The sequence below is a fragment of the Vibrio proteolyticus NBRC 13287 genome, assembly GCF_000467125.1.
Taxonomy (GTDB): Bacteria; Pseudomonadota; Gammaproteobacteria; order Enterobacterales; family Vibrionaceae; genus Vibrio; species Vibrio proteolyticus.
The window spans coordinates 101,181-124,181 of sequence record NZ_BATJ01000010.1 but is presented as its reverse complement, the minus strand read 5'-3'; the positions used below and the strand labels follow the sequence as shown (position 1 = coordinate 124,181).

At 50.5% G+C, this 23,001-nt stretch carries 25 protein-coding genes; 16 read left to right on the top strand and 9 right to left on the bottom strand.

The genetic code is table 11. The annotated features are described in order from the left end of the window. The first annotated feature begins 43 nt into the window (after window positions 1–43). Window positions 44–469: a nucleoside-diphosphate kinase gene (gene ndk, locus VPR01S_RS13480; protein WP_021705893.1), complete on the top strand. Its 426-nt coding sequence runs from the start codon at window positions 44–46 to the stop codon at window positions 467–469. Window positions 470–567: 98 nt separating this feature from the next. Here ndk and csdA read toward each other — a convergent pair whose 3' ends face one another. From csdA to VPR01S_RS13460, 4 genes are all read right to left on the bottom strand, one after another. Continuing rightward, window positions 568–1,779 (bottom strand): cysteine desulfurase CsdA, encoded by a 1,212-nt coding sequence (csdA, locus tag VPR01S_RS13475; protein ID WP_021705892.1) that lies wholly within the window; start codon window positions 1,777–1,779, stop codon window positions 568–570. Continuing rightward, window positions 1,776–2,378: a DJ-1 family glyoxalase III gene (locus VPR01S_RS13470; RefSeq protein ID WP_021705891.1), complete on the bottom strand. Its 603-nt coding sequence runs from the start codon at window positions 2,376–2,378 to the stop codon at window positions 1,776–1,778. Before VPR01S_RS13470 ends, csdA begins: the two co-directional genes overlap by 4 nt. Continuing rightward, complete coding sequence (gene panE / locus VPR01S_RS13465) at window positions 2,375–3,265, bottom strand: 2-dehydropantoate 2-reductase (protein ID WP_021705890.1); 891 nt, start codon at window positions 3,263–3,265, stop codon at window positions 2,375–2,377. The genes VPR01S_RS13470 and panE overlap by 4 nt, the downstream gene beginning before the upstream one ends. 106 nt (window positions 3,266–3,371) lie before the next feature. Beyond that, a complete protein-coding gene (locus tag VPR01S_RS13460; protein ID WP_021705889.1) occupies window positions 3,372–4,217 on the bottom strand; it encodes a nucleoside-specific channel-forming Tsx family protein in 846 nt (281 codons plus the stop codon). 328 nt (window positions 4,218–4,545) lie between these two features. Here VPR01S_RS13460 and VPR01S_RS13455 point away from each other — a divergent pair, with 328 nt between their 5' ends. The 3 genes from VPR01S_RS13455 (at window position 4,546) to VPR01S_RS13445 (ending at window position 6,578) form a co-directional block, all read left to right on the top strand. Next, complete coding sequence (locus tag VPR01S_RS13455; RefSeq protein ID WP_021705888.1) at window positions 4,546–5,145, top strand: LON peptidase substrate-binding domain-containing protein; 600 nt, start codon at window positions 4,546–4,548, stop codon at window positions 5,143–5,145. Between the two features lie 174 nt (window positions 5,146–5,319). Then, a complete protein-coding gene (locus VPR01S_RS13450; RefSeq protein WP_021705887.1) occupies window positions 5,320–5,904 on the top strand; it encodes an RNA polymerase sigma factor in 585 nt (194 codons plus the stop codon). Then, the gene (locus VPR01S_RS13445; RefSeq protein WP_021705886.1) at window positions 5,901–6,578 is read left to right on the top strand and encodes a ChrR family anti-sigma-E factor; all 678 of its coding nucleotides are present in this window, start codon (window positions 5,901–5,903) and stop codon (window positions 6,576–6,578) included. Before VPR01S_RS13450 ends, VPR01S_RS13445 begins: the two co-directional genes overlap by 4 nt. Before the next feature lie 53 nt (window positions 6,579–6,631). On the opposite strand, the gene VPR01S_RS13440 is transcribed toward VPR01S_RS13445, so the two are convergent. The 4 genes from VPR01S_RS13440 to VPR01S_RS13425 form a co-directional block, all read right to left on the bottom strand. Next, window positions 6,632–7,993 (bottom strand): AmpG family muropeptide MFS transporter, encoded by a 1,362-nt coding sequence (locus VPR01S_RS13440; protein ID WP_021705885.1) that lies wholly within the window; start codon window positions 7,991–7,993, stop codon window positions 6,632–6,634. Window positions 7,994–8,057: 64 nt separating this feature from the next. Next, window positions 8,058–8,606 carry a peptidylprolyl isomerase gene (locus VPR01S_RS13435; protein ID WP_021705884.1) on the bottom strand — a complete coding sequence of 183 codons (549 nt, stop codon included), beginning with the start codon at window positions 8,604–8,606 and terminating at the stop codon, window positions 8,058–8,060. Further along, window positions 8,606–9,175, bottom strand: a complete 570-nt coding sequence (locus VPR01S_RS13430; protein WP_021705883.1) for a YajG family lipoprotein — start codon at window positions 9,173–9,175, stop codon at window positions 8,606–8,608. Before VPR01S_RS13430 ends, VPR01S_RS13435 begins: the two co-directional genes overlap by 1 nt. Before the next feature lie 17 nt (window positions 9,176–9,192). Continuing rightward, window positions 9,193–10,326: a methyltransferase gene (locus VPR01S_RS13425; protein ID WP_021705882.1), complete on the bottom strand. Its 1,134-nt coding sequence runs from the start codon at window positions 10,324–10,326 to the stop codon at window positions 9,193–9,195. 163 nt (window positions 10,327–10,489) lie between these two features. Between VPR01S_RS13425 and bolA the strand changes: the two genes are divergently transcribed. From bolA to dinB, 10 genes are all read left to right on the top strand, one after another. Beyond that, window positions 10,490–10,801, top strand: a complete 312-nt coding sequence (gene bolA / locus VPR01S_RS13420; protein WP_021705881.1) for a transcriptional regulator BolA — start codon at window positions 10,490–10,492, stop codon at window positions 10,799–10,801. Window positions 10,802–11,219: 418 nt separating this feature from the next. Then, complete coding sequence (locus VPR01S_RS13415) at window positions 11,220–12,560, top strand: Na(+)-translocating NADH-quinone reductase subunit A (protein WP_040902775.1); 1,341 nt, start codon at window positions 11,220–11,222, stop codon at window positions 12,558–12,560. Between the two features lie 5 nt (window positions 12,561–12,565). Next, entirely contained in the window at window positions 12,566–13,810 is a 1,245-nt protein-coding gene (locus tag VPR01S_RS13410) for an NADH:ubiquinone reductase (Na(+)-transporting) subunit B (protein WP_021705879.1), read from the top strand. Further along, window positions 13,800–14,585, top strand: coding sequence for a Na(+)-translocating NADH-quinone reductase subunit C (locus VPR01S_RS13405; RefSeq protein WP_021705878.1), 786 nt, complete (start codon window positions 13,800–13,802; stop codon window positions 14,583–14,585). The genes VPR01S_RS13410 and VPR01S_RS13405 overlap by 11 nt, the downstream gene beginning before the upstream one ends. After that, the gene (locus VPR01S_RS13400; RefSeq protein WP_021705877.1) at window positions 14,585–15,217 is read left to right on the top strand and encodes an NADH:ubiquinone reductase (Na(+)-transporting) subunit D; all 633 of its coding nucleotides are present in this window, start codon (window positions 14,585–14,587) and stop codon (window positions 15,215–15,217) included. Before VPR01S_RS13405 ends, VPR01S_RS13400 begins: the two co-directional genes overlap by 1 nt. Window positions 15,218–15,224: 7 nt before the next feature. Then, window positions 15,225–15,821, top strand: a complete 597-nt coding sequence (gene nqrE, locus VPR01S_RS13395) for an NADH:ubiquinone reductase (Na(+)-transporting) subunit E (RefSeq protein WP_021705876.1) — start codon at window positions 15,225–15,227, stop codon at window positions 15,819–15,821. A gap of 33 nt (window positions 15,822–15,854) precedes the next feature. Further along, complete coding sequence (gene nqrF, locus VPR01S_RS13390) at window positions 15,855–17,078, top strand: NADH:ubiquinone reductase (Na(+)-transporting) subunit F (RefSeq protein ID WP_021705875.1); 1,224 nt, start codon at window positions 15,855–15,857, stop codon at window positions 17,076–17,078. Between the two features lie 164 nt (window positions 17,079–17,242). Next, entirely contained in the window at window positions 17,243–18,268 is a 1,026-nt protein-coding gene (locus VPR01S_RS13385) for an FAD:protein FMN transferase (protein ID WP_021705874.1), read from the top strand. Window positions 18,269–18,285: 17 nt separating this feature from the next. Next, on the top strand, window positions 18,286–18,519 hold the full coding sequence (gene nqrM / locus VPR01S_RS13380; protein ID WP_021705873.1) for a (Na+)-NQR maturation NqrM: 234 nt from the start codon (window positions 18,286–18,288) through the stop codon (window positions 18,517–18,519). A gap of 134 nt (window positions 18,520–18,653) precedes the next feature. Further along, window positions 18,654–19,721 (top strand): DNA polymerase IV, encoded by a 1,068-nt coding sequence (dinB, locus tag VPR01S_RS13375; protein WP_021705872.1) that lies wholly within the window; start codon window positions 18,654–18,656, stop codon window positions 19,719–19,721. Here dinB and VPR01S_RS13370 read toward each other — a convergent pair. Next, entirely contained in the window at window positions 19,696–21,612 is a 1,917-nt protein-coding gene (locus tag VPR01S_RS13370) for a RecQ family ATP-dependent DNA helicase (protein WP_021705871.1), read from the bottom strand. The two genes, dinB and VPR01S_RS13370, sit on opposite strands and share 26 nt — an antisense overlap. An 83-nt stretch (window positions 21,613–21,695) precedes the next feature. Here VPR01S_RS13370 and VPR01S_RS13365 point away from each other — a divergent pair, with 83 nt between their 5' ends. Continuing rightward, window positions 21,696–22,175, top strand: coding sequence for a hypothetical protein (locus tag VPR01S_RS13365; protein ID WP_021705870.1), 480 nt, complete (start codon window positions 21,696–21,698; stop codon window positions 22,173–22,175). A 56-nt stretch (window positions 22,176–22,231) separates the two neighbouring features. Continuing rightward, window positions 22,232–22,972, top strand: coding sequence for a YggN family protein (locus tag VPR01S_RS13360; protein ID WP_040902762.1), 741 nt, complete (start codon window positions 22,232–22,234; stop codon window positions 22,970–22,972). Window positions 22,973–23,001 lie beyond the last annotated feature (29 nt).

Here is a 23,001-nt window from a genome sequence, read left to right as displayed (position 1 = left end):
CAGACTTATAACTACAATGATATGAAGTAGAAGGATACCTCTTATGGCTCTGGAAAGAACATTTTCTATTATTAAGCCCGATGCAGTCGAACGTAATCTGATTGGTGAGATTTACCATCGTATTGAAAAAGCGGGTCTGACCATCATTGCGGCGAAAATGGTTCGCCTGACAGAAGATCAAGCGCGTGGATTCTACGCCGAGCACGAAGGCAAACCTTTTTTTGAACCACTGAAAGAGTTCATGACCTCTGGCCCCATCATGGTTCAGGTTCTGGAAGGTGAAAACGCCATTGCGCGTTATCGTGAACTGATGGGAAAAACTAACCCGGAAGAGGCGGCATGTGGCACGCTACGTGCGGATTACGCACTGAGCATGCGTCATAACTCGGTTCATGGCTCAGACAGCCCGGAATCAGCGGCTCGCGAGATTGAATTTTTCTTCCCGCAGGCAGAAGTTCATCCACGTTAAATCGAATTGAATAACAAAGCCCCGGAATTGTTCCGGGGCTTTTTTGATTTTTCTGTTTTGTCCTGATGTGCATTCACACATTGACGGCGCAACGGTTTTCAGAGCATATCGACCGCTTTCTCAAGCGCAGCAATCAAACGTTCCACATCTTCCGAAGTATTGTAGATCGCAAAGGAAATCCGCACCGTCCCGGTCACCTTGAGGGCGTCCATCAGCGGGTGTGCACAGTGGTGCCCGGCCCGCACTGCGATCCCTTGTTGATCGAGCAAGGTTGCGATGTCCTGATGATGCACACCTTCCATGACAAACGTCAGCACTGCCGCATCAGGCTGATAACCCAGTACCCGGATGTCAGCCATGGCCGCCAACGCAGCGTAGGTGCGTTGTTGCAAGTGATGTAGATGCGCTTCGACCTCAGAGCGCGGAAACTGTTGATACCAGTCGATGGCACTGGCCAGCGCGATGGCGCCAGCCACATTGGGGGTGCCGGCTTCAAATTTGCCCGGCAACGCTGAGTAAGTGGTGTGTCCGAACGTCACTTTCTCCACCATTTTGCCTCCGCCGTGCCACGGTGGCATGGCTTCTAACAGGGTCAGTTTGCCATACAGCGCGCCGATGCCAGCTGGCGCGTAAAGTTTGTGGCCGGAAAAGACATAGAAATCTGCATCCAACTGGGTGACATCGACCGATTCATGCACGATTCCCTGAGCACCATCAACCACTACAACGGCATTGTGCTGATGTGCTTTGGTAATGACGGTTTCAATTGGCTGACGCGTTGCAGTGACATTGGTGATGTGCGCCAGCGCCACGATTCGGGTGCGAGCACTGAGTAATTGGTCGTATGCCGTCATATCCCACTGGCAATCCGGCGTCATGGGCACTTTCACCACCTTGGCGCCGGTTTGCTCAGCAACAATTTGCCAAGGCACAATGTTCGCGTGATGCTCCATCTCACCAACCAGAATTTCATCGCCAGGCTGGAGTGTGCCGCGCGCGTATGTTTGGGCAATCAGATTGATGGCTTCGGTGGCGCCCCGGGTCCAGATGATCTCTTTACTTGTCGAGGCACCGATAAACTCAGCGACCTTGTCTCGGGCTGCTTCAAACTGGCTGGTGGCATGAGCCGTCAGGCTGTGACTGCCGCGATGTACATTGGCGTTTTGTGAACTGTAGTAGCGGGAAATGGCATCGATCACCACTTGCGGCTTTTGTGTGGTCGCGGCACTGTCGAGGTAGACAAGCGATGAATCGTTGACCTGTTGTTGCAGGGCCGGGAATTGCGCCCGGATCGCAGCGATGTCTATCATGCGTCGTTACTCAGTTTGTGGTATTGCAGTGTCGGGATCACGACCATGGGGTCTGCCACCTCTGCTGCCAGTTGTTTACCGGACAGCTTAATGATGATCTCCATCGCGAACTCCAGAGCGGTGCCCGGCCCCTGACTGGTGATCAGGTTGTGATTGATGTCAATCGTAACGCGTTTAGGGCGCCATTTGTCAGCCGGAATGTGCGATTGAAAGCCAGGGTGACAGGTCATCAGAGCGCCGGGATAGAGATTGTGATGCTGCAAGACCAGTGCCGGAGCTGCGCAGATGGCGGCAACAAGGCGGCCATCGTATTTTTGTTGGCGAACGATTTCGACCAACACAGTGCTGTCTCTGAAGGTTTCAGCTCCCCCGACGCCGCCCGGTAAGATAACGGCATCAAATTCTTCATCAGCAATGTCAACCAGTTTGCAATCGGCCGTCAGTGTAACGCCTCGCGAGGCTTTCATCGTCAGCTCGCCTTCAAAGTCTGCGCTGGCGACCACCACCTCATATCCGGCCCGAACCATAATATCGATAACAGTGACTGCTTCCATCTCTTCGGTGCCAGGAGCAATCGGTATAAGTACACGTTTGGTCATGATGAAGTCCAACTTAATTCTGTGTGTTTAATCTGCTGATACAGGGCGCTATTCGTTGGTACCTCAATACCATGATGTGTGGCACGGCGAAGGAGGTAACCCGTAATAAAGTCTATCTCGGTTTTCCGCTGGTAGAAAACATCCTGCTGCATGGAGGAAAAGTTTGTCGCTGTGGCCGCAATGACGTTGTGAATGTTACTGCGCAGAGCTTGCTTGGATACATCGATGGATTCAGCGTGCATCACCTGAACTAACTCGTCGATGATGGCCTCCAGTGGTGCCTGAAATTGCGGGTCTGCTAAATCACCATTGCGACACTGATGTAACGCGGTCAACGGGTTAATGGCGCAGTTGATCGCCAGTTTGTGCCACAGCGCGGACTGGATATGCTCATTCCATTGCACGTCTGGGAGTGCGTGGTGCAGAACGTCGGTCAGGAACTGACACTGCTGTCCCTGCGTGTTGTAAGCCCCCAGTTGCGTGTGACCCAGGCCGGTGTGATTCACCTGATTCGGGGTTGGTTTGAATGCGCCGTGCGTCGTGGTGGCCAGAACCATCGGATGCGAGGAGAGCGTTGGCGCCAGTTGGTCAAGCGCGCCCATCCCGTTGTGACAAAACAGCAATATTGTGCGAGGGTCGAGATGGGGAATCAAAGGCCGTATGGCCGCGTCAACCTGCCAGGCTTTGACTGTAACCAGCAGCATATCCGCTTTGGTTAATGCAGAGCGCTGATGATTGGCAAAGGAGAGGCTTGATGTCTTACCCAGTGCCAGATTAATTGAAGTCACGTGTTGGCGACTCCATAGCGACACGTTGTGCCCGGCCAGAGCCAGATGACAGGCCCATAACGAGCCGATGGCACCTGGGCCGACAACCACAATATTCATCCTGCTTCCCACGGTTGTTGCGAATGGGAGCAAGGATAATGTCCTGTCTCAGGAAAGCAAACAAAAATGGCGCCATCCGGCGCCATTTTTAAAAGCAGAGTTCTGATTAGAACTTGTAGGTTACTGCCAGATAGTGGCTGAAACCAGTTGATTCAAGCTCTAGGCCGTTACCGATGTCCAGACCGTCTTTCACGCCGTAAACGTCTTTGTATGCTTTCAGGCCGTAACCAACAGCAAAACGCTCAGAGTGCCAGTAGATACCGTTAAACATTACGCCACCGTTAGAGGATGTCGTGCCAAACTTGTTACCTGCATCATCATCCATACCGAATTGGTAATCGATGTAACCTTGGTAAGAAATGAATGAACCGTTCTCGAAGAAGTAGAATGGTTTGAACCAGTTGGTCGAGATTTGGAAACCGTTCCAGTCTTTTTTGTTGATGTCGTAAAGGCTGTACACGTTCAGGCCAACTTTACCCAGCCAAGGTACGTTCACATCAGAACCCAGACCCCAGAAAGAGTTGTTTACACCGCCATTGTTACCACCCCAGTTGTACAGAGTTGCAAAGTACAGCTCTTGTACAGGACCGAAAGACAGGTCTTTACCAGTGACTGCGTCCAGAGAAACACGCGGTGCAAATTTCATGAACATTTTGTCAGGAGCGCCGTTCTCGATGGACTTATCCTGATTGTCTTTAGTCGCTAGGTTAAATACATCAACGTAACCGTATAGATCGAAGATTCCTGAGCGACCGCCAAATTCCATTTCCAGGTAATCGTGGGCGTTGTCGTCAGCGCCTTTTACGCGAGGCATCTCATCGATTGAGTACATGTAGTTAAACTGCATCCACTTGTAATCGTTTTTGTGGATATCGCCATCTGAGTAGTCAGCGGCCAGAGCTGGCGCGGAAGTCGCTGCTAACAAGCTAAGAGCTAAAAGTGATTTACGCATAAGGGGACTCTCTATAGGTTTGTTTGTTTTTTGGATACACGATCTGATTGCCGTGCTTCCAGATGGCGGGAATGATAGCGATAAAAATCTCAATTGAAAGTGATACCCAGTGCAAAACCAAACAAAATTAGTGACGAAGATCTCAACTTCGTTTTATTTCACGGAACTTATTTTGTGTTGCATGGCTTTTCATTTTATGTGTGATCTTGATCGTTTGCTTGGCGATTTTTAGGTTTTTTTATGCTTATCGTTAAACCAACATTTTTCGTTAGTGATCGGGCTGGCACCCCTTGCGTAATAAGGGGTGCCAGCTAAAAGGAATGTGTAGATGAACGAAATTAAGTTGTTTCCGCTGAGTTCAATGGTGTTGCCCGAAGGTAAAATGAGTTTGCGTATCTTTGAGCCACGTTATAAGCGTTTAGTTGCTGAGTGTTCGCGACAAAACAGTGGGTTTGGTATCTGTCTGCTGGACAGTGACGCCGGTCTGGCACCGGGTAACGTGTCGTCGATTGGTACTTACGTAAAAATCGTTGACTTCGAAACATTAGACGACGGGTTGCTGGGGATTACCGTGTCCGGAACTCAGCGCTTTGTGGTTGAGCGTGTTGCAGCCGAGTTTGATGGATTGCGCAAAGCCCACGTGCGTTGGCTGGACAACTGGTCTCAGCAGAAAATCGAACGATCACAACAATATATCAGTGAACAGCTCCAATTTGTTTATCGGCAGTTCCCCCAGATAGGCGACTTGTACTCGCACTGTTTTTTTGATGATGCAAGCTGGGTCAGCCAACGCTGGTTGGAGATATTGCCACTGGAATGCACGCAGATGGAACAGTTGGCCGGGCAACGGGACTGTAGCGCGGCTATGCACTTTTTGAGCATGGCAATTGAGGGCAGTGTGACGACGCAAAGTAAATGGTCTTCCTAGAATGGTGTGTGTGGACGCAGTCACTATAATTAGAAGACTGCAGGGTGGCCGTAAATGTTACACGCCGTTGTGATCGCAACGTGATGGTTAAACGTAAACTAGGCAACGAAGTCAGTGAAATACGGACACAATCACGCTCAGTCTAACTCTGAGTGTTAAGGGATAGGGAAGCACATGAGTCAAACCAGTTCCCAGGATATGACCCGCGCGGAGTGGGAAGAATGTATGAACCGCGTCAAACAACGTGACAAGTGCGCGTTTGCACAGGTTTTTACTCACTTTTCACCGCGGTTAAAGCAGTTTGCTTATAAGCACATTGGCAACGAACAGGTGGCGCTAGAAATGGTGCAGGAAACGTTGACGACGGTATGGCAGAAATCACATTTATTCGATGGTCGTAAAAGTTCATTATCGACCTGGATTTACACCATAGCCCGAAACCTGTGCTTTGATTTACTGCGTAAGCAGAAAGGGCGGGAATTGCACATTCATTCCGAAGATATCTGGCCCGCCGACTACTGTCCGCCAGATTTGGTGGAGCATTATGCGCCGGAGCATGACATGTTGAAAGAGCAGGTGGTCAAGTTTCTTGATTTGTTGCCCGAAGCGCAACAAGCCGTGGTGAGGGCGGTGTATTTAGAAGACCTACCTCATCAGCAGGTGGCCGACATGTTCAATATTCCTCTCGGAACCGTGAAGTCCAGATTGCGTCTGGCCGTGGAAAAATTACGACACTCAATAGAAGCGGGGCAGTTATGAGTTATCATCCGGAACAACATCTTTTAGATGCGTATGCAGCTGGTTCAATCGATGCGGTTCATGGACTGGCAGTGGCGACGCACCTTGAGTCATGCAGTCGTTGCAGAGCGTTAGTTGCAGTCAAAGAGCGGGAATGCGCTCAGGCTGTAATGAACGGGCCGGCAACGCTGGTGGCCAACGGCAGTGAGGAATTTGCCGGAATGTTCGAGGCCATCGTGGCTTTGGATCCTATTCAACCCAAAGCGGTGCAAGCGCCGCCAGCAGCTGTGTTAGAAGTGAACGGTAAGCAATTTCGTCTGCCTGGTACGCTGAGCAAGCATGTACGACAGATTGGTGAGTGGCGCAGTTATGGCGGTAAGGTGTACAGCGCGGCCATGGATTTGGGCGAGGACAATGTGCGGGTCAATCTGATGTACATCGCTGAAGATGTCCACATCCCGCAACACACGCACAAGGGGCTGGAGTCCACTTTAGTGCTGCACGGCGGCTTTAGTGACGAAGACGGACATTACGAAGCCGGCGATTTCATGACCCGTGACGCGTCGGTTCGTCACAGCCCGTTTACACGTACCGGGGAAGATTGCCTGTGTATGACGGTGCTGACCGAGCCTATGCTCTTCACTCAGGGTGTCGCGAGGATCTTCAATTTATTTGGCAAGGGGCTTTACCCATAACATGATGAAAAAGGGATGCAGAGCATCCCTTTTTTTTATCGTTTGAGGCTGGTCTAATTCTCGTCGTGACGATGCGCTTTATTGAGTAAATCGGTGAAATAGTGGCGAAGCGAATACAACATGATCAGGCTTGGGATCACCATCAGGGCCGTGAGCACAAAAAACAGTGACCAGTTATTGAGGTAATCGGCCAGTTCGCCACTGAAAGACGCCAGAGTGGTGCGTCCAAAGTTGCCCAGTGATGCCAGCAGAGCGTATTGTGTTGCGGAGAACGCTTGTCCGGTCAGCACCGTCAGGAAAGACACAAACGCTACGGTTGAGAAGGCTGTGGTAAAGTTATCGACGAAGATAGTCGCCAAGAACAGCTGCTCATTAGGACCGACTTCGGCAATCCAGGCAAACATCAGGTTACTTGCAGCCATTGCTGTGCCACCGATCATCAACCCTTTCACGATGCCGAAACGGACATTGACCATACTGCCGATCAGCGTAAACAGCATGGTGGCGCCCCAACCGATCAGTTTGGAGTAATAACCTATCTGTTCATTGCTGAAACCGACCTCTTTATAAAAAGCAATCGACATGCGGCCAAGAAACGCTTCCCCAATTTTAAACAGGAAGACGAACAATAAAATGGTGATTGCGACCCGGGTGCCATTGCGCCGGAAAAAGTCCATAAACGGTTCCAGCACGGTTACCGTCAGCCAGGCGACAACACGAGATCCGACCAGGGCATTGTGGCGCTCTTCCGCCTGCGCCTGAAGTTGTTCCCGCTGGGTAACTGGTTCGCCAACCAGCAGAGTAAACAACATCAACAGGCCGACGATCAAGGCCATGCCGTAGTACACCCCGTTCCAGCCTATCGAGTCAGCGTTGATAAAAGCCACATAACCCGGCAGAGAATAACCGGTCCACCAACCGATCACTGCCATAGCCGATGCCTGTGGCAGTTTGCTGGCTTGCGACTTAGGAAAAGTATCAATCCGGAAGGCATCAATGGCGATATCCTGAGTGGCCGATGCAATCGCGATTCCCAGAGCCAGCATCGATGTCAGAACAATTTGAGTGGCAGGATTGACGCCGGCGATCAGTAGAGTGCACACCAATACGACCATCTGACACAACAGTACCCAGCTTCTGCGTTGTCCCAGTGCCTTGTGCAATATTGGCAGTTTTACCCGATCCACCAAGGGAGCCCAAAGGAAGTTAATCGCATAGACAGCAAAGACACTGCCAAAATAGCCGATTGCGGCGCGTGTCATTCCTGCGTCTTTCAGCCAGCCTGTCATATTGGAGCCGATAAGGACCCAGGGAAAGCCACTGGAACATCCCAGCATAAACACCCACAACAAGCGTTTATCCAGGTAACTGCGGACCGTACCCATCCAGGTAAGTGAAGACGAATCTGATGACATAAAACTCGGAGTCCTGCTAAATGGTGAGAAAGGCTCTGAGCAGGAGCGCTCAGAGCCGGATGGATTATTTAATCAGAGTGGCTTTGGTGATCACGATCGGTGTAACGGGAACATCCTGCATCCGGCCGGAAGAGCGGGTCGGTTGCTGAGCCATTTTCTCGACGACATCAAAACCTTGGGTGACTTCACCAAAGACCGCGTAGCCAGGTGGGCGCTGCGCGTAGTTGAGGAAATCGTTGTCGACCAGATTGATGAAAAACTGGCGGGTGGCCGAGTTTGGATCATTAGTACGGGCCATCGCCAGCGTAGCACGATCATTTTTCAGACCATTCGATGCTTCATTTTTTATCGGCGCGTAGGTTGGCAGGCGATTCATTTCTTGGTCAAAGCCGCCACCCTGAGCCATAAATCCCGGGATAATACGATGAAACTGACTGCCTACGTAGCTGCCATCTTCAACATATTTAACGAAGTTCGCGACCGTTACCGGCGCTTTCTCCTGATTGAGTTCAACCGTAAATGAGCCCAGGGTGGTATCAAACTCCACCTTAGGCCCGGCGAACGCACCGCAACTGATCAGAGCCAGCGTAGTGGCAACCCATTGTTTCAGCATTAAAAACGCTCCTGCATGTATTGTTTGAGTTCTCGGTCGTTAGAGATCTCTTTCAGCACTAAGTTCACGGTATCGTTAAGAACGGTTTCAATTTCCTGGTTGGAGGCGCTCAATGTACCGGAACGCTGTGCCGTGCCTGTATACGTCTTGACCAGTTTGCCCTGAGGGGTCTCTGCGGTGACTTCCAGCACGACTTTGGCATCCATGTCGTTCGACATGACCGAGTGCTTGACGTTCACCAGCGCTTCCTGGATTTCGATCTCAATGACGTTTTCGCTGTTCACTGATGTTCTGAAACCTTGTGAAGCCAGTTGGTCCGCCAGAGCCGTTTCTACGGCGATCCGCACATTCTGCTTCGAATGAATCGGTTCGATGTGTGAACGGCCACTGTCGACCAGTGCCACGTATTGAGCGGAGCGAACGTCTTTGCTCGACAGGTTATAGGTGGCGCCTTTCACGAGGTCACTGTTGCTCAGCGTGGCTTTTGGCAAAAAGTTGATTTGTTCCTGTTGAGGAGCAGCACAAGCGGTGAGAAGGGCCATTGACGCTGCCAGAACCAGTTTTCTCATGGATATATCCTTTTTATTCACGATTTAGTTGCCTGTAAAATAACAAATTTATTATTGGCTGCCACGGTTTTTACCTGAGCTCGGCCAAACAATCTCGTTAACTTACCATCGTAGCCGAGGTGGCGATTGCCGATCACCAATAATTGGCCACCTTGTGTGAGAACATGCTTTGCATCACAGAACATTTGCCAGGCGATGTGGTCGGTGATCGCCAGTTGTTGATGAAATGGCGGATTACACACGACCAGTGATGCGGAAGCAGGATCAAACCCGTCCAGACAGTTATTTGCGAAGCAATCGACATGACGTTCCGGGCCAAGGTTGTCCAAGAGGTTTTGCTGGGCAGAGGCCACGGCCATAAAACTCTCATCGACGCAGACCAGGCGTGCATTCGGGTTCAACTGCCCCAGTTTGACTGACAGCACGCCATTGCCACAGCCGAGGTCAATGATACGTTCCAGTTTGTCGTCTTTTGGCAGGTGCTTCAGCATGAAGCGTGCGCCCAGATCGAGACTTTCTCCCGAATAGACGTTCGCGCGGTTTTTAAGCTGAATTGACTCGCCTTCGACAGCCCACGTGATGTCTTGTTCTACGGCAGGGCAGTGCTCAGCATTGGCTTGGGAGAACACCAGGCGATGTTTTTTCCACGCCAGAGACGTTGTCGTTTGTCCCAGGTGCTGCTCAAACAGCTTCAATGTGGAAGTATGAATTTCCCGTGCTTTATTCACGCCAATGATCGGCACATGGTCCGGCAGAGCCTGGCGGAGCTGACGCAACTGCCATACCAGATGGCGATTACTTTTTGGGATTTGCATCAGCACCAGATCGGCGTCGGCAGGAATGGCATCCATGCTGGTGGCGAATGTCACGGTTCCACTCTGATTGGCCGTCAGGTTGTGTTGTGTGGCCTGATGCGCAATGAAAGAATCGCTCATCATCGTGACGCGATAATGTTGCGCGAACCAGCAGGATAGGGCGCCGAAATGGTCGTTCAGAATAACGATGTGGTGGCCGGCAGGCAGAGCCAATGCCTCGACATGTTGGATCAGGTATTCGTCGCCGGCGTCCCAGGCTTGTAGGGTTTCGTTGGCTCGCTTTGGAAAGCGGTGCAGGGTTAATGTCCGCTCGAAAAGCGAAAGTTCAGTTTTCATAGTTGCCGTGGCAGATTTTTGCTTTGACGCTATTGTCGCAAATGGCAATCCATCAGGAAACTAAAACCTTCCTATCCCGTTTAGGCGGAGGTAAAATGTTGTTCAGTAACCGACGCAATCCGTCGTTCCATTGATACCCTGAATGGGTAAGTCAGGAAGAAATATGATCCAACAAGCTATTGAATCTAAAATCCATAATGCGCTTAACCCGGATTATCTGCGGGTTGATAATGAGAGTTACATGCATAACGTCCCGCCTGGCTCTGAAAGTCATTTTAAAGTGGTGGTGGTCAGCAGTGCGTTTGAAGGCCAGCGACTTTTGGCAAGACACCGCCAGATTAATGAACTTTTGGCCGAAGAGTTGGCTGGCAGTGTGCACGCGTTGTCGATGCATACTTACACGCCTGAAGAGTGGAAAGCGCAGCAAGAAAGTGCGCCAGACAGCCCGATGTGTATGGGCGGCGATAAGCGTTAATCAACAAGGAGCGTCAGCTCCTTTTTTGTCCATTGATTTGTTAACAGAGTGACAACAAATTAATGAAATGAAACGTTTATTTACGTTTGTTTCATCTTGTGAATGCATGAATAACCCTAAAGTGGGTGTGATATTTTAGGTTTGTGCGTCGCTTCAAAGTTATGACTATTCTTTAGCCTTTTAAACTCAATTCCTTGGAAATATCGCGTCGAATCCATTTATTGGTCATGGCATCAAGTTCCCAAAAAATGCTAAACTATCGCACCTGATAAATCTCGCGTATTTTCTGTGACGAGGTTTTTAATAGGATGTTGCGATTTTGGCGTTTGAAACGATGCCAAAACCGGACACTGATGTCGTGTCTAAAAGTTACGCAATCAAAAGAATCTTTTTCCCGATAAAAGTAGTGCAAGTGCGTATGATTACAATAAAGAAGGGTTTGGATCTTCCTATCGCAGGAACTCCATCCCAGGTGATTAATGATGGCAAAGCCATCACTAAAGTCGCCTTGCTTGGCGAAGAGTACGTTGGCATGCGTCCTACTATGCATGTTCGCGTAGGCGATGAAGTGAAAAAAGCCCAAGTTCTTTTTGAAGACAAGAAGAACCCAGGTGTGAAGTTTACTTCTCCAGCAAGCGGTAAAGTGATCGAAGTTAACCGTGGCGCAAAACGTGTCCTTCAATCCGTAGTGATCGAAGTGGCAGGTGATGAGCAGGTAACATTCGATAAGTTTGAAGCCAGCCAACTGGCCGGTCTGGATCGCGAAGCGATTAAGACTCAGCTGGTCGACTCTGGTCTGTGGACCGCTTTACGTACTCGTCCTTTCAGCAAGGTTCCGGCAATCGAGTCTTCAACTCAGGCAATCTTCGTTACGGCAATGGATACCAATCCACTGGCAGCGAATCCTGAACTCATCATCAACGAACAGTCAGAGGCGTTTGTCGCTGGTCTGGACATTCTGTCGGCATTGACAGAAGGCAAGGTTTACGTTTGTAAGAAAGGCAACAGCCTACCTCGCTCTTCACAGTCAAATGTTGAAGAACACGTTTTTGATGGCCCTCACCCTGCAGGTCTTGCAGGCACACACATGCATTACCTGTTCCCGGTTAATGCAGACAATGTTGCGTGGAGCATCAACTATCAGGACGTTATCGCTGTCGGTAAATTGTTCCTGACGGGTGAGTTGCACGCCGAGCGTGTTGTGTCTCTGGCTGGTCCGGTTGTCAATAACCCTCGTCTGGTTCGTACCCTGATTGGTGCGAGTCTGGAAGAGCTGACAGATAATGAACTGATGCCTGGCGAAGTTCGTATTATCTCTGGTTCTGTACTGAGTGGTGTAAAAGCAACGGGTCCTCATGCTTACCTGGGGCGTTACCACGTTCAGGTTTCTGTTCTTCGCGAAGGTCGTGACAAAGAGCTGCTTGGCTGGGCAATGCCTGGTAAAAACAAGTTCTCTGTAACCCGTGCTTACCTGGGTCACCTGTTCAAAGGTCAGTTGTTCAATATGACAACGTCGACCAATGGTAGTGACCGCTCAATGGTTCCAATTGGCAACTACGAACGTGTGATGCCACTGGATATGGAACCTACTTTGCTACTTCGTGATCTATGTGCCGGCGATTCAGACAGTGCTCAACGTCTGGGTGCTCTGGAACTGGATGAAGAAGATCTAGCATTGTGCACCTTTGTATGTCCTGGCAAATACGAGTACGGTCAACTGCTGCGTGAATGCCTGGATAAGATTGAGAAGGAAGGGTAATTTTCATGGGCCTTAAAAAGTTTCTTGAAGACATTGAGCACCATTTTGAACCAGGCGGCAAACACGAGAAGTGGTTTGCGCTGTACGAAGCCGTTGCAACGGTTTTCTATACGCCTGGTCTGGTTACAAAACGCAGCTCACACGTTCGTGATAGCGTTGACCTGAAACGTATCATGATCATGGTTTGGTTCGCGGTATTCCCGGCAATGTTCTGGGGTATGTACAACGCGGGTGGCCAAGCGATTGCAGCACTGACTCACCTGCACTCAGGTCAGGATCTGGCTGATGTGATCAACGGCAACTGGCACTACTGGCTGACCGAAATGCTGGGCGGAGCCATTTCTGCCGATGCAGGTTGGGGCAGCAAGATGTTGCTGGGTGCCACATACTTCCTGCCGATCTACGCGACGGTGTTTATCGTTGGTGGTTTCTGGGAAGTTCTGTTCTGTATGGTGCGCAAGCACGAAGTCAACGAAGGTTTCTTCGTCACTTCGATCCTGTTCGCTCTGATCGTTCCACCAACACTGCCACTCTGGCAAGCAGCACTGGGTATTACCTTCGGTGTGGTTGTTGCAAAAGAGATCTTCGGCGGTACGGGACGTAACTTCCTTAACCCTGCTCTGGCAGGTCGTGCCTTCCTGTTCTTCGCATACCCTGCGCAGATTTCAGGCGATACGGTCTGGACTGCGGCTGACGGCTTCTCTGGCGCAACTGCGCTAAGCCAATGGGCACAAGGTGGCAGCGGCGCTCTGATCAACACAGTCACAGGTTCTCCAATCACTTGGATGGATGCGTTTATCGGTAACATCCCAGGTTCGATTGGTGAAGTGTCTACACTGGCTCTGTTGATTGGTGCAGCGTTAATCGTCTACATGGGCATCGCTTCATGGCGCATTATTGCGGGTGTGATGATCGGTATGATCGTGGCTTCAACGTTGTTTAACGTTGTGGGCTCTGACACCAACCCGATGTTCGGTATGCTGTGGTACTGGCACCTGGTGCTGGGTGGTTTTGCGTTCGGTATGCTGTTTATGGCAACGGACCCGGTTTCAGCGTCGTTCACTAACAAAGGTAAGTGGGCTTATGGCGCCTTGATCGGTGCAATGTGTGTCATGATTCGTGTGGTTAACCCAGCGTACCCAGAGGGTATGATGCTGGCGATTCTGTTCGCGAACCTGTTTGCACCTCTGTTCGATCATGTGGTTATTGAAAAGAACATCAAACGGAGACTAGCGCGCTATGGCAAGTAATAACGATAGCATTAAAAAGACGCTGTTTGTTGTTATCGCATTGAGCTTGGTGTGCTCAATCATCGTATCGACAGCGGCGGTAGGTCTGCGTAGCCAACAGAAAGCTAACGCAGTTCTGGATAAGCAAAGCAAGATCGTTGATGTTGCGGGTATCCAAGCCGACGGTAAGAGCGTACCTGAACTATTCGCTGAGTATATTGAACCTCGTCTGGTTGATTTCAAAACTGGCGAGTTCGTTGAAAAAGCGGAAGACGGTTCAACGGCAGCAAACTACGATCAACGTAGTGCATCTAAGAATCCAGCAACGTCAGTGAAACTGGCAGCGGATGAAGACGAAGCGAAAATCATTCGTCGTGCTGACACCGGTATTGTTTACCTGGTGAAAAACGGTGAACAGGTGTCTCGCGTAATCATTCCGGTACACGGTAATGGTCTATGGTCAATGATGTACGCATTTGTGGCAGTAGAAACCGACGGTAACACAGTTGCCGGTATCACTTACTACGAACAGGGTGAAACTCCTGGACTGGGTGGTGAAGTGGAAAATCCGACCTGGACAGCACAATGGGTCGGCAAGAAGCTCTTCGACGAGAACCACAAACCGGCTATCAAAGTCGTTAAAGGTGGTGCTCCTCAAGGTTCTGAGCACGGTGTTGACGGCCTGTCTGGTGCAACACTGACCAGTAACGGCGTACAACACACATTTGACTTCTGGTTAGGTGACATGGGCTTTGGTCCATTCCTAGCAAAAGTTCGTGACGGAGGTCTGAACTAATGGCTAGTGCACAAAACATTAAAAAGAGCATTCTGGCGCCGGTGTTGGATAACAACCCGATTGCGCTGCAGGTTCTTGGTGTATGTTCTGCTCTTGCAGTAACCACAAAACTGGAGACAGCGTTTGTAATGACTCTGGCGGTAACGTTTGTAACTGCTCTGTCTAACTTCTCTGTTTCTCTGATCCGTCACCACATTCCAAACAGCGTGCGTATCATCGTTCAGATGGCGATCATCGCATCACTGGTTATCGTGGTAGACCAAATCCTGAAAGCTTACTTATACGATATCTCTAAACAGCTATCGGTATTCGTAGGTCTGATCATTACTAACTGTATCGTAATGGGCCGTGCAGAAGCATTCGCAATGAAATCTGCACCGATTCCATCGCTGATCGACGGTATTGGAAACGGTCTGGGTTACGGTTTTGTTCTGATCACTGTCGGCTTCTTCCGTGAACTGCTGGGCAGCGGCAAACTGTTCGGTATGGAAGTGCTTCCACTGGTGAACAATGGTGGTTGGTATCAGCCAAACGGCCTGATGCTTCTGGCACCATCTGCATTCTTCCTGATCGGCTTCCTAATCTGGGTCATCCGTGTGTTCAAACCAGAACAAGTAGAAGCGAAGGAGTAAGGTTGTCATGGAACATTACATTAGCCTGCTAGTTAAATCGATTTTCATCGAAAACATGGCTTTGTCTTTCTTCCTGGGTATGTGTACTTTCCTGGCCGTATCTAAGAAAGTTAAGACAGCATTTGGCCTGGGTGTTGCGGTTGTGGTGGTTCTGACCATCGCGGTACCAGTAAACAACCTGGTTTACAACCTGGTGTTGAAAGAAAATGCGTTAGTTGAAGGTGTGGACCTCAGCTTCCTGAACTTCATTACGTTCATCGGTGTTATCGCCGCATTGGTACAGATTCTGGAGATGGTGCTTGACCGTTTCTTCCCGCCTCTGTACAACGCGCTGGGCATCTTCCTGCCGCTGATCACAGTTAACTGTGCGATCTTCGGTGGTGTGTCTTTCATGGTACAGCGTGACTATAACTTTGCTGAATCTGTCGTGTACGGTTTCGGCTCTGGTATGGGTTGGATGCTGGCAATCGTTGCTCTTGCAGGTATCCGTGAGAAGATGAAGTACTCAGACGTTCCTCCAGGTCTGCGTGGTCTAGGTATCACGTTCATCACTGTAGGTCTTATGGCGTTAGGCTTCATGTCTTTCTCTGGTGTTCAACTGTAAGTCGGGTAAACCGCAACAATTAAGGAATAGTCAATGGACATTATTCTTGGTGTCGTGATGTTTACTCTGATCGTACTGGCGCTAGTACTGGTGATTCTGTTCGCCAAGTCGAAGCTGGTACCAACAGGTGACATTACAATTTCTGTGAACGGTGATGCTGATAAAGCGATCGTTACACAACCAGGTGGCAAGCTACTGAGTGCACTGGCCGGTGCTGGCGTATTCGTATCTTCTGCTTGTGGTGGCGGTGGCTCATGTGGCCAGTGTCGCGTAAAAATTAAATCTGGTGGTGGTGACATTCTGCCGACCGAACTGGATCACATCACTAAAGGTGAAGCGCGTGAAGGTGAGCGTCTGGCGTGTCAGGTGGCAGTGAAAACTGACATGGACATCGAGCTTCCAGAAGAAATCTTTGGTGTTAAGAAGTGGGAATGTACCGTTATCTCTAACGATAACAAGGCAACATTCATCAAAGAGCTCAAGCTGCAAATTCCAGATGGCGAGTCAGTACCTTTCCGTGCTGGTGGTTACATCCAGATTGAAGCGCCGGCTCACCACGTGAAATACGCGGATTACGATATTCCTGAGGAATACCGTGAGGACTGGGAGAAGTTCAACCTGTTCCGCTACGAGTCAAAAGTGAACGAAGAAACGATCCGTGCTTACTCAATGGCGAACTACCCAGAAGAGCACGGCATCATCATGCTGAACGTGCGTATCGCGACTCCGCCGCCAAACAATCCAAACGTTGCACCTGGCATCATGTCATCGTACATCTGGTCTCTGAAAGAAGGCGACAAGTGTACAATCTCAGGTCCGTTTGGTGAGTTCTTCGCGAAAGATACGGATGCAGAGATGGTCTTCATCGGTGGTGGTGCGGGTATGGCGCCAATGCGTTCGCACATTTTCGACCAACTGAAGCGTCTGCATTCTAAGCGTAAGATGTCTTTCTGGTATGGTGCGCGCTCTAAGCGTGAAATGTTCTACGTCGAAGATTTCGATGGCCTGGCGGCTGAGAATGACAACTTCGTATGGCATTGTGCTCTGTCTGATCCACTTCCAGAAGATAACTGGGATGGTTACACCGGCTTCATTCATAACGTTCTGTACGAGAACTACCTGCGTGATCACGAAGCACCGGAAGACTGTGAATACTACATGTGTGGTCCACCTATGATGAACGCAGCCGTGATCGGCATGCTGAAAGATCTGGGCGTGGAAGACGAAAACATCCTGCTGGATGATTTCGGTGGCTAATTAGCCCCACCGTGACAGCATCAATGGCTGACCATGTAAATGGTCAGCCATTTTTCGTGCCAGATGCTGAACAAGCAATAACGGCAGCTGTTTTTTGTGGTGAAGATTGGTTATTAACGGCAGTCTCACGACAAAAAACAATGAGTGTGAGTTTAGGAGTAACAATGAAACATCTCTTCATGCGAGTAATGGCTCTGATGGCCATTGTCTTATCCTTGGCGGGTTGTGGTGACAAACGCGAACAGGTACACCTGAGTGGCAGTACCATGGGAACCTATTACTCGATTAAGTACATTACTCAACCGGGCTTACCCGTGTCAGCGGATGTACAGGCAGAGATCGATAAACGACTGGAGCTGGTCAATGATCAGATGTCGACCTATCGTCCGGACTCTGAGCTGAGCCGTTTTAACCAGCACAAGAGTAGCGAACCCTTCCAGGTGTCGGCTGCAACCGCCAAAGTGGTGCGTGAAGCACTGCGCATTTCTGAATTGTCGAAAGGCGCGTATGACGTCACGGTAGGACCATTGGTGAATTTGTGGAGCTTTGGCCCAGAAGCGCGTCCGGAGCAGACGCCAAGTGAGCAGGATCTGGCTGAACGCCGCGCGGAGATCGGTTACCAGAATCTGTCGGTGACGGACGACAACAAACTGGTCAAACAAATCCCGGGTCTGTATGTGGACCTGTCGTCGATTGCCAAAGGTTATGGTGTAGATGTTGTTGCTGAGTATCTGCAGGAGCTGGGCGTTGTCGACTACATGGTTGATGTCGGGGGCGAATTGCGCGTCAAAGGGACTAACCTGGAAAATGTCGGTTGGCGCATCGCCATTGAGAAACCGTTGTCCAACGAGCGTGCCGTACAGGATATCATCCAGGTTGGTGATAATGGGATTGCCACATCCGGGGACTATCGTAACTACTTCGAAGAAAACGGCGTACGTTATTCACATTTGATTAATCCACGTACTGGAAAGCCGATCGCAAACCACGTAGTATCGGTAACCGTGATCAGCCCACAGAGCATGACGGCCGATGCGTATGCAACCACTTTCTCTGTAATGGGCGAAGAAGAATCGATTGCTCTGGCAAACAAAGAAAAACTTCCGGTACTGCTGATTGTCAAAACTGAAGATGGCTTTAAAGAGTACGCTTCTGACACGTTTGCGCAGTACGTGACGAAGAAAAACTAATGACACTGAGGTAGCTAATGGCGGTTTATCTGACAACATTTGCCGTATTCCTGATGGTCATCGCAGCGATGGCCGTAGGATACATCTTCCAGAAAAAAGTCGTACGCGGCAGCTGCGGTGGTTTAGGTGCCGTCGGTATCGAGAAGGTTTGTAACTGCCCTGAGCCTTGCGACGCGCGCAAAAAACGCGAAGCCCGTGAGGCGGTTCGAGCAGAAAAGCTGGCTGCGTGGGAAAAAGACCGCATCGCCTGATCTGGATGGTATACACACTAGCCCGGTATTGACCGGGCTTTTTTATGCCTGCCTGCCGGACAACCGGCTGACTACCCATCTCTGACGGCTTAGTGTTATACTGTTTTTGTATACAGTATCAAGCAGAGGCTCAGGTGGAAAAAACAGCACGTAAAATCATCCATATTGATATGGACTGTTTTTTTGCCGCGGTAGAAATGCGCGATAACCCTCATTATCGCAACCGGCCTCTGGCGGTTGGGGGGCACGAAAAGCAGCGCGGTGTGATCAGCACCTGTAACTATGAGGCTCGGCGTTTTGGTGTTCGTTCTGCGATGCCGACTGCGCGGGCGCTCAAACTCTGCCCTCAGTTACTGGTGGTGCCTGGGCGCATGGAGGTCTACAAACAGGTCTCGGCACATATTCGGGCGATCTTTGCCCGCTACACCGATAAAATAGAGCCCTTATCTTTGGATGAAGCTTTCCTGGATGTCAGTGAGTGCTCGCTTTGTCACGGCTCTGCGACGTTGATTGCGGAAGCTATCCGTCAAGATATCTGGACCGAGCTGCAATTGACGGCCTCGGCCGGGGTTGCGCCGATTAAGTTTCTGGCCAAGGTAGCCTCGGATCTCAACAAACCCAACGGCCAGACGGTCATTCCGCCGGATCAGGTTCAGCAAGTGGTGGACAAACTGCCCCTCGAAAAAATACCGGGTGTTGGCAAAGTGACGCTGGAAAAACTGCATGCGGCGGGTTACTACCTGTGTGAAGACATCAAACAGGCTGACTATCGTGAGCTGCTGCGGCGATTTGGGCGTCTCGGTCAGTCGTTGTGGAAGCGTAGCCATGGCATTGACGATCGCGAGGTGGTGGTGGCGCGTGAACGGAAGTCGGTCGGTGTTGAGCGGACGTTTGCCGAGAACATCGTCAGTTACGATCAGTGCTGGCAGGTCATTGAAGAAAAGCTGTTTCCCGAACTGGAGAGGCGTCTGGAGAAAGTCAGTCCGGAGAAGCTGATCAGCAAGCAGGGGATCAAACTTAAGTTTGCCGATTTTCAGTTAACGACCATTGAGCATACCCATAACCGACTCGAACGGGAGTATTTCAAAGTACTGCTGCGCGATATCCTCAAGCGGCAGCAGGGACGTGAAATTCGCCTGCTCGGTCTGAGCGTGATGCTCAGACCCGAGCTCCAGACTAAGCAACTGAGCTTTTTTGAATAGCGGCGCAGACGTCTCGAAACGGAGCGTTTTCCAGCTTGCCAAACCCAGCCATTTTATTGGCTTTGACACGACTGCTGAGCGGCGTGGCGATACCGCATAAATAACGAGCTTGTGCTTCGACTGACAAAGGCGTGTCACTGGCCGTGATAAACGGTTGCAACCATGCACGCAACTGGGTGGCGTCGAGTGCATCCGTGGCGACCCGGGGCAGTTGTGCTGGTTGCCCACGGCAAACGGAGCAGTGACCGCATTGTTGCGGGGCATTGTGATCGGCAAAGTATTCTGCCAAGCGGTGACTCAGGCAGCGATCCGACTCAAAAAAGTGGAGTAACTGATGTAAGCGCTCGATTTCGTGCTGCTCTTTGGTTTGAAACAACTGGTGCATGTTGGCGCTGAGTTGCGTGATGTCCTGAGAGCGATCCGTCACCTGATAGACGTCCGTGATCTGTTTGCTTTCGAGTTCGATCCACCCCTGTTCGTGAAAATAGTCCAGTGCCGCGATGGCGCGCTGACGATCGCCCTGATACTGCATCCACAGCGCTTCAAAATCGAGTTGACACCAGACTCTCGCTTGAGTCGCTGACGCAAACACTGCTTGAGTAAACTGACGCCGCTCGCCTTCAAAGCGCTGAATGATGGCCTCTTTGTCAATGAGAAACTTAAACCGATACTCGGCAAAATAGCTGTACTTGGGTTCTATCACGCCGGCCAGTTCCAGATAAACCAGTAAGGTTTTCAACGGCAGTTGGCGAATATTGGCGTCGCGAGACAGGCGCAGCAGCACCACTTCCCAGTTATCTTGTTGCTGATAGATCTGCTCAATGACGAAACGAATCGCCACTAAATCCGGAGAATCACCGAAGACGAAATTTTCCAGAACATGCAGGGCGTTTTGATTGGCCAATAACAAACAGCGCGACGGCTGGCCATCACGACCGGCCCGGCCAATCTCTTGCGAATAGTTTTCGATTGATTTGGGCAGATCAAAATGGATTACCCGGCGTATGTCCGCTTTGTCGACGCCCATACCGAAAGCAATGGTCGCCACAATGCAGGCTATGTCGCTGCGCATAAAACGTTGCTGGAGGCGTTCACGGACATCGGCTTTCAGCCCTGCGTGATAGGCTTCGGCCTCGATCCCCGATTGTCGCAACGACTCAGCCAGTTGTTCGGCGCTGTTTTGGAGTGTGACGTAAATAATGGTGGCTGCCTGTGGATCCGCTTCCAAGGTCTGCAGCAGGGCTGGAAACTTATGCTCTTCTTGGCAGGGCTGAATGGTCAGATCCAGATTGGAACGATAGAAGCCAGTCACGATAATGTTATCAGGGCTGAGAGCAAATTTGCGCTGCATGTCCGTAATGACGTCTTGGGTCGCGGTGGCGGTCAGCAACAGTACCTGAGGAATGTTGAGCATCTGTTGGTAGTGAGGCAGTTTGAGGTAGTCCGGACGAAAGTTGTGCCCCCATTCGGAAATACAGTGAGCTTCGTCTACCACCAGCAGTGAGATGGGAACTTGTGAGATAAATTGACGAAAGCGCTCATTCTTCAGGCGCTCGACAGAAATCATCAGGATCTTAGTGTCGCCGTTTCGCACCGATTGCATCACCTGCTGAGTGGTTTGGCGATCCTGAGAGGAGTCGATCGAAGCGGCGGCAATTCCTTTGCTGTGCAAAAAGGCCAGTTGATCTTTCATCAGCGCGAGTAAAGGGGAGATAACCAGGGTCAGGTGCGGCAGTTCCAGAGCCGGGAGCTGGTAGCAGAGCGATTTGCCTGAGCCGGTAGGAAAAATGGCTGCTGCAGACTGACCGCGCATGAGCGTATTGATGACTTGCTCTTGTCCTGGCCTTAGCTGCTCAAAGCCGAATACCCGTTTTAACGTCTGTTGAATCATTGCTTATTCCGTTCCATCTTTGCCTTGCTCTCCATACTACCTGATTCTATGCTGTAGCTCCTTAGAGATTGCACCTGAAAAGTATGAATAAATCCGATCTTCAGCAAAAAATAGTGGCCCAGTTGGAAGAGCAACTGCAGGTGGCCCGCTCTGCGACGCAGCGCGCGATTGACGCCGCAACGGACGAGGAAACCGTACCTGAACATAAATACGATACGCTGGCACTCGAAGCCGCGTACCTGGCGCATGGCCAGGCCATGCGGGTGCAAGCTTGTGAAGAGGAATTGCGTCAGTTTCGCCAATTGTGCCTGCGTAACTGTGATGATGGTAAGATCACCATGAGTGCGTATGTAGAGCTTGAGGATGAGGCCGGCCGTATCAGCCGCTTCTTCATCGGACCGTGTGCTGGTGGACTGGAAGTTGAGTGGCAGGGCGAACCCGTCAAAGTGATGACGCCTCAAGCGCCATTGGGGAAAGCCTTGTACGGTACTTATCAGGGTGATGATATCGAGTTTCGTATGGGAGAGGACACGATTGGTTACCAAGTCGTGACGGTATCCTGACACGATATTTATTGATATTTGCTATGGTTTCGGAAAACACCACCGCAGGGAATGTTATGAAGAAGTTGATGTTAATCGGCGCCTTGCTCGTCAGTCACAGTACAATGGCGGCGCAGTGCCGGGTCGATATAAAAAACGAGATTCATCTGGACGGCGATAAAGTCGAGATCCATCAAGCCAGTGGTGATAAGGCTGTGTTGGAAAAAGACGCACTGCAAATCGATGGTCAGTGGATCGCATTGAGTCCGGAGCAGAAGGCGGCGATCAACCGTTACCGCGAAAGCATGAGTGCTTACCTGCCAAAAGCTCAGCAACTGGCGAGTGAGGGCATGGAGCTGGCCAACAGCATCATCGATGATATTGCGGTCAGTCTGGATGCGCCCAATTCATTTGATAACGTCAAAGCGTCGATGCAGCGCTTTTTTGCCGATGTACAGGCGCGGTACTACAAAGACGGTGATTTGATCATTCCGGCGGAAACGTTTGAGCAAATGAGCGCAGAGTGGGCGCGGGATTTTGAACGTGCGAAGCAAGTCTTTAATGACGAGTTCATTACCAGCGCATTTAATGCCATGTCCGGCAAGATGAAAGAAGACGGTGGGTTGAACCTGACCGAACTGGCGGACAACATGAATGCCCTTAAGGCCAAGGTGGAGTCGAAAGTCAGAGAGCATTCGGCCACGTTGGAGAAGCAGGGACAAGAGTTCTGTGATTCACTGGATGATATGGCCAGTCAGGAACAGTCACTGCATGAAAAAGTTCCCGAGTTAAAGAATTATCAGGTATTCAGCATCTGATAAATATCAGATAAAAGAGCGCCGCATGG

Excerpts from the sequence above, each read along its gene's own strand:
- ndk (WP_021705893.1), top strand. The coding sequence starts at position 44 with ATGGCTCTGGAAAGAACATTTTCTATTATTAAGCCCGATGCAGTCGAA.
- csdA (WP_021705892.1), bottom strand. The coding sequence starts at position 1,779 with ATGATAGACATCGCTGCGATCCGGGCGCAATTCCCGGCCCTGCAACAA.
- VPR01S_RS13470 (WP_021705891.1), bottom strand. The coding sequence starts at position 2,378 with ATGACCAAACGTGTACTTATACCGATTGCTCCTGGCACCGAAGAGATG.
- panE (WP_021705890.1), bottom strand. The coding sequence starts at position 3,265 with ATGAATATTGTGGTTGTCGGCCCAGGTGCCATCGGCTCGTTATGGGCC.
- VPR01S_RS13460 (WP_021705889.1), bottom strand. The coding sequence starts at position 4,217 with ATGCGTAAATCACTTTTAGCTCTTAGCTTGTTAGCAGCGACTTCCGCG.
- VPR01S_RS13455 (WP_021705888.1), top strand. The coding sequence starts at position 4,546 with ATGAACGAAATTAAGTTGTTTCCGCTGAGTTCAATGGTGTTGCCCGAA.
- VPR01S_RS13450 (WP_021705887.1), top strand. The coding sequence starts at position 5,320 with ATGAGTCAAACCAGTTCCCAGGATATGACCCGCGCGGAGTGGGAAGAA.
- VPR01S_RS13445 (WP_021705886.1), top strand. The coding sequence starts at position 5,901 with ATGAGTTATCATCCGGAACAACATCTTTTAGATGCGTATGCAGCTGGT.
- VPR01S_RS13440 (WP_021705885.1), bottom strand. The coding sequence starts at position 7,993 with ATGTCATCAGATTCGTCTTCACTTACCTGGATGGGTACGGTCCGCAGT.
- VPR01S_RS13435 (WP_021705884.1), bottom strand. The coding sequence starts at position 8,606 with ATGCTGAAACAATGGGTTGCCACTACGCTGGCTCTGATCAGTTGCGGT.
- VPR01S_RS13430 (WP_021705883.1), bottom strand. The coding sequence starts at position 9,175 with ATGAGAAAACTGGTTCTGGCAGCGTCAATGGCCCTTCTCACCGCTTGT.
- VPR01S_RS13425 (WP_021705882.1), bottom strand. The coding sequence starts at position 10,326 with ATGAAAACTGAACTTTCGCTTTTCGAGCGGACATTAACCCTGCACCGC.
- bolA (WP_021705881.1), top strand. The coding sequence starts at position 10,490 with ATGATCCAACAAGCTATTGAATCTAAAATCCATAATGCGCTTAACCCG.
- VPR01S_RS13415 (WP_040902775.1), top strand. The coding sequence starts at position 11,220 with ATGATTACAATAAAGAAGGGTTTGGATCTTCCTATCGCAGGAACTCCA.
- VPR01S_RS13410 (WP_021705879.1), top strand. The coding sequence starts at position 12,566 with ATGGGCCTTAAAAAGTTTCTTGAAGACATTGAGCACCATTTTGAACCA.
- VPR01S_RS13405 (WP_021705878.1), top strand. The coding sequence starts at position 13,800 with ATGGCAAGTAATAACGATAGCATTAAAAAGACGCTGTTTGTTGTTATC.
- VPR01S_RS13400 (WP_021705877.1), top strand. The coding sequence starts at position 14,585 with ATGGCTAGTGCACAAAACATTAAAAAGAGCATTCTGGCGCCGGTGTTG.
- nqrE (WP_021705876.1), top strand. The coding sequence starts at position 15,225 with ATGGAACATTACATTAGCCTGCTAGTTAAATCGATTTTCATCGAAAAC.
- nqrF (WP_021705875.1), top strand. The coding sequence starts at position 15,855 with ATGGACATTATTCTTGGTGTCGTGATGTTTACTCTGATCGTACTGGCG.
- VPR01S_RS13385 (WP_021705874.1), top strand. The coding sequence starts at position 17,243 with ATGAAACATCTCTTCATGCGAGTAATGGCTCTGATGGCCATTGTCTTA.
- nqrM (WP_021705873.1), top strand. The coding sequence starts at position 18,286 with ATGGCGGTTTATCTGACAACATTTGCCGTATTCCTGATGGTCATCGCA.
- VPR01S_RS13370 (WP_021705871.1), bottom strand. The coding sequence starts at position 21,612 with ATGATTCAACAGACGTTAAAACGGGTATTCGGCTTTGAGCAGCTAAGG.
- VPR01S_RS13365 (WP_021705870.1), top strand. The coding sequence starts at position 21,696 with ATGAATAAATCCGATCTTCAGCAAAAAATAGTGGCCCAGTTGGAAGAG.
- VPR01S_RS13360 (WP_040902762.1), top strand. The coding sequence starts at position 22,232 with ATGAAGAAGTTGATGTTAATCGGCGCCTTGCTCGTCAGTCACAGTACA.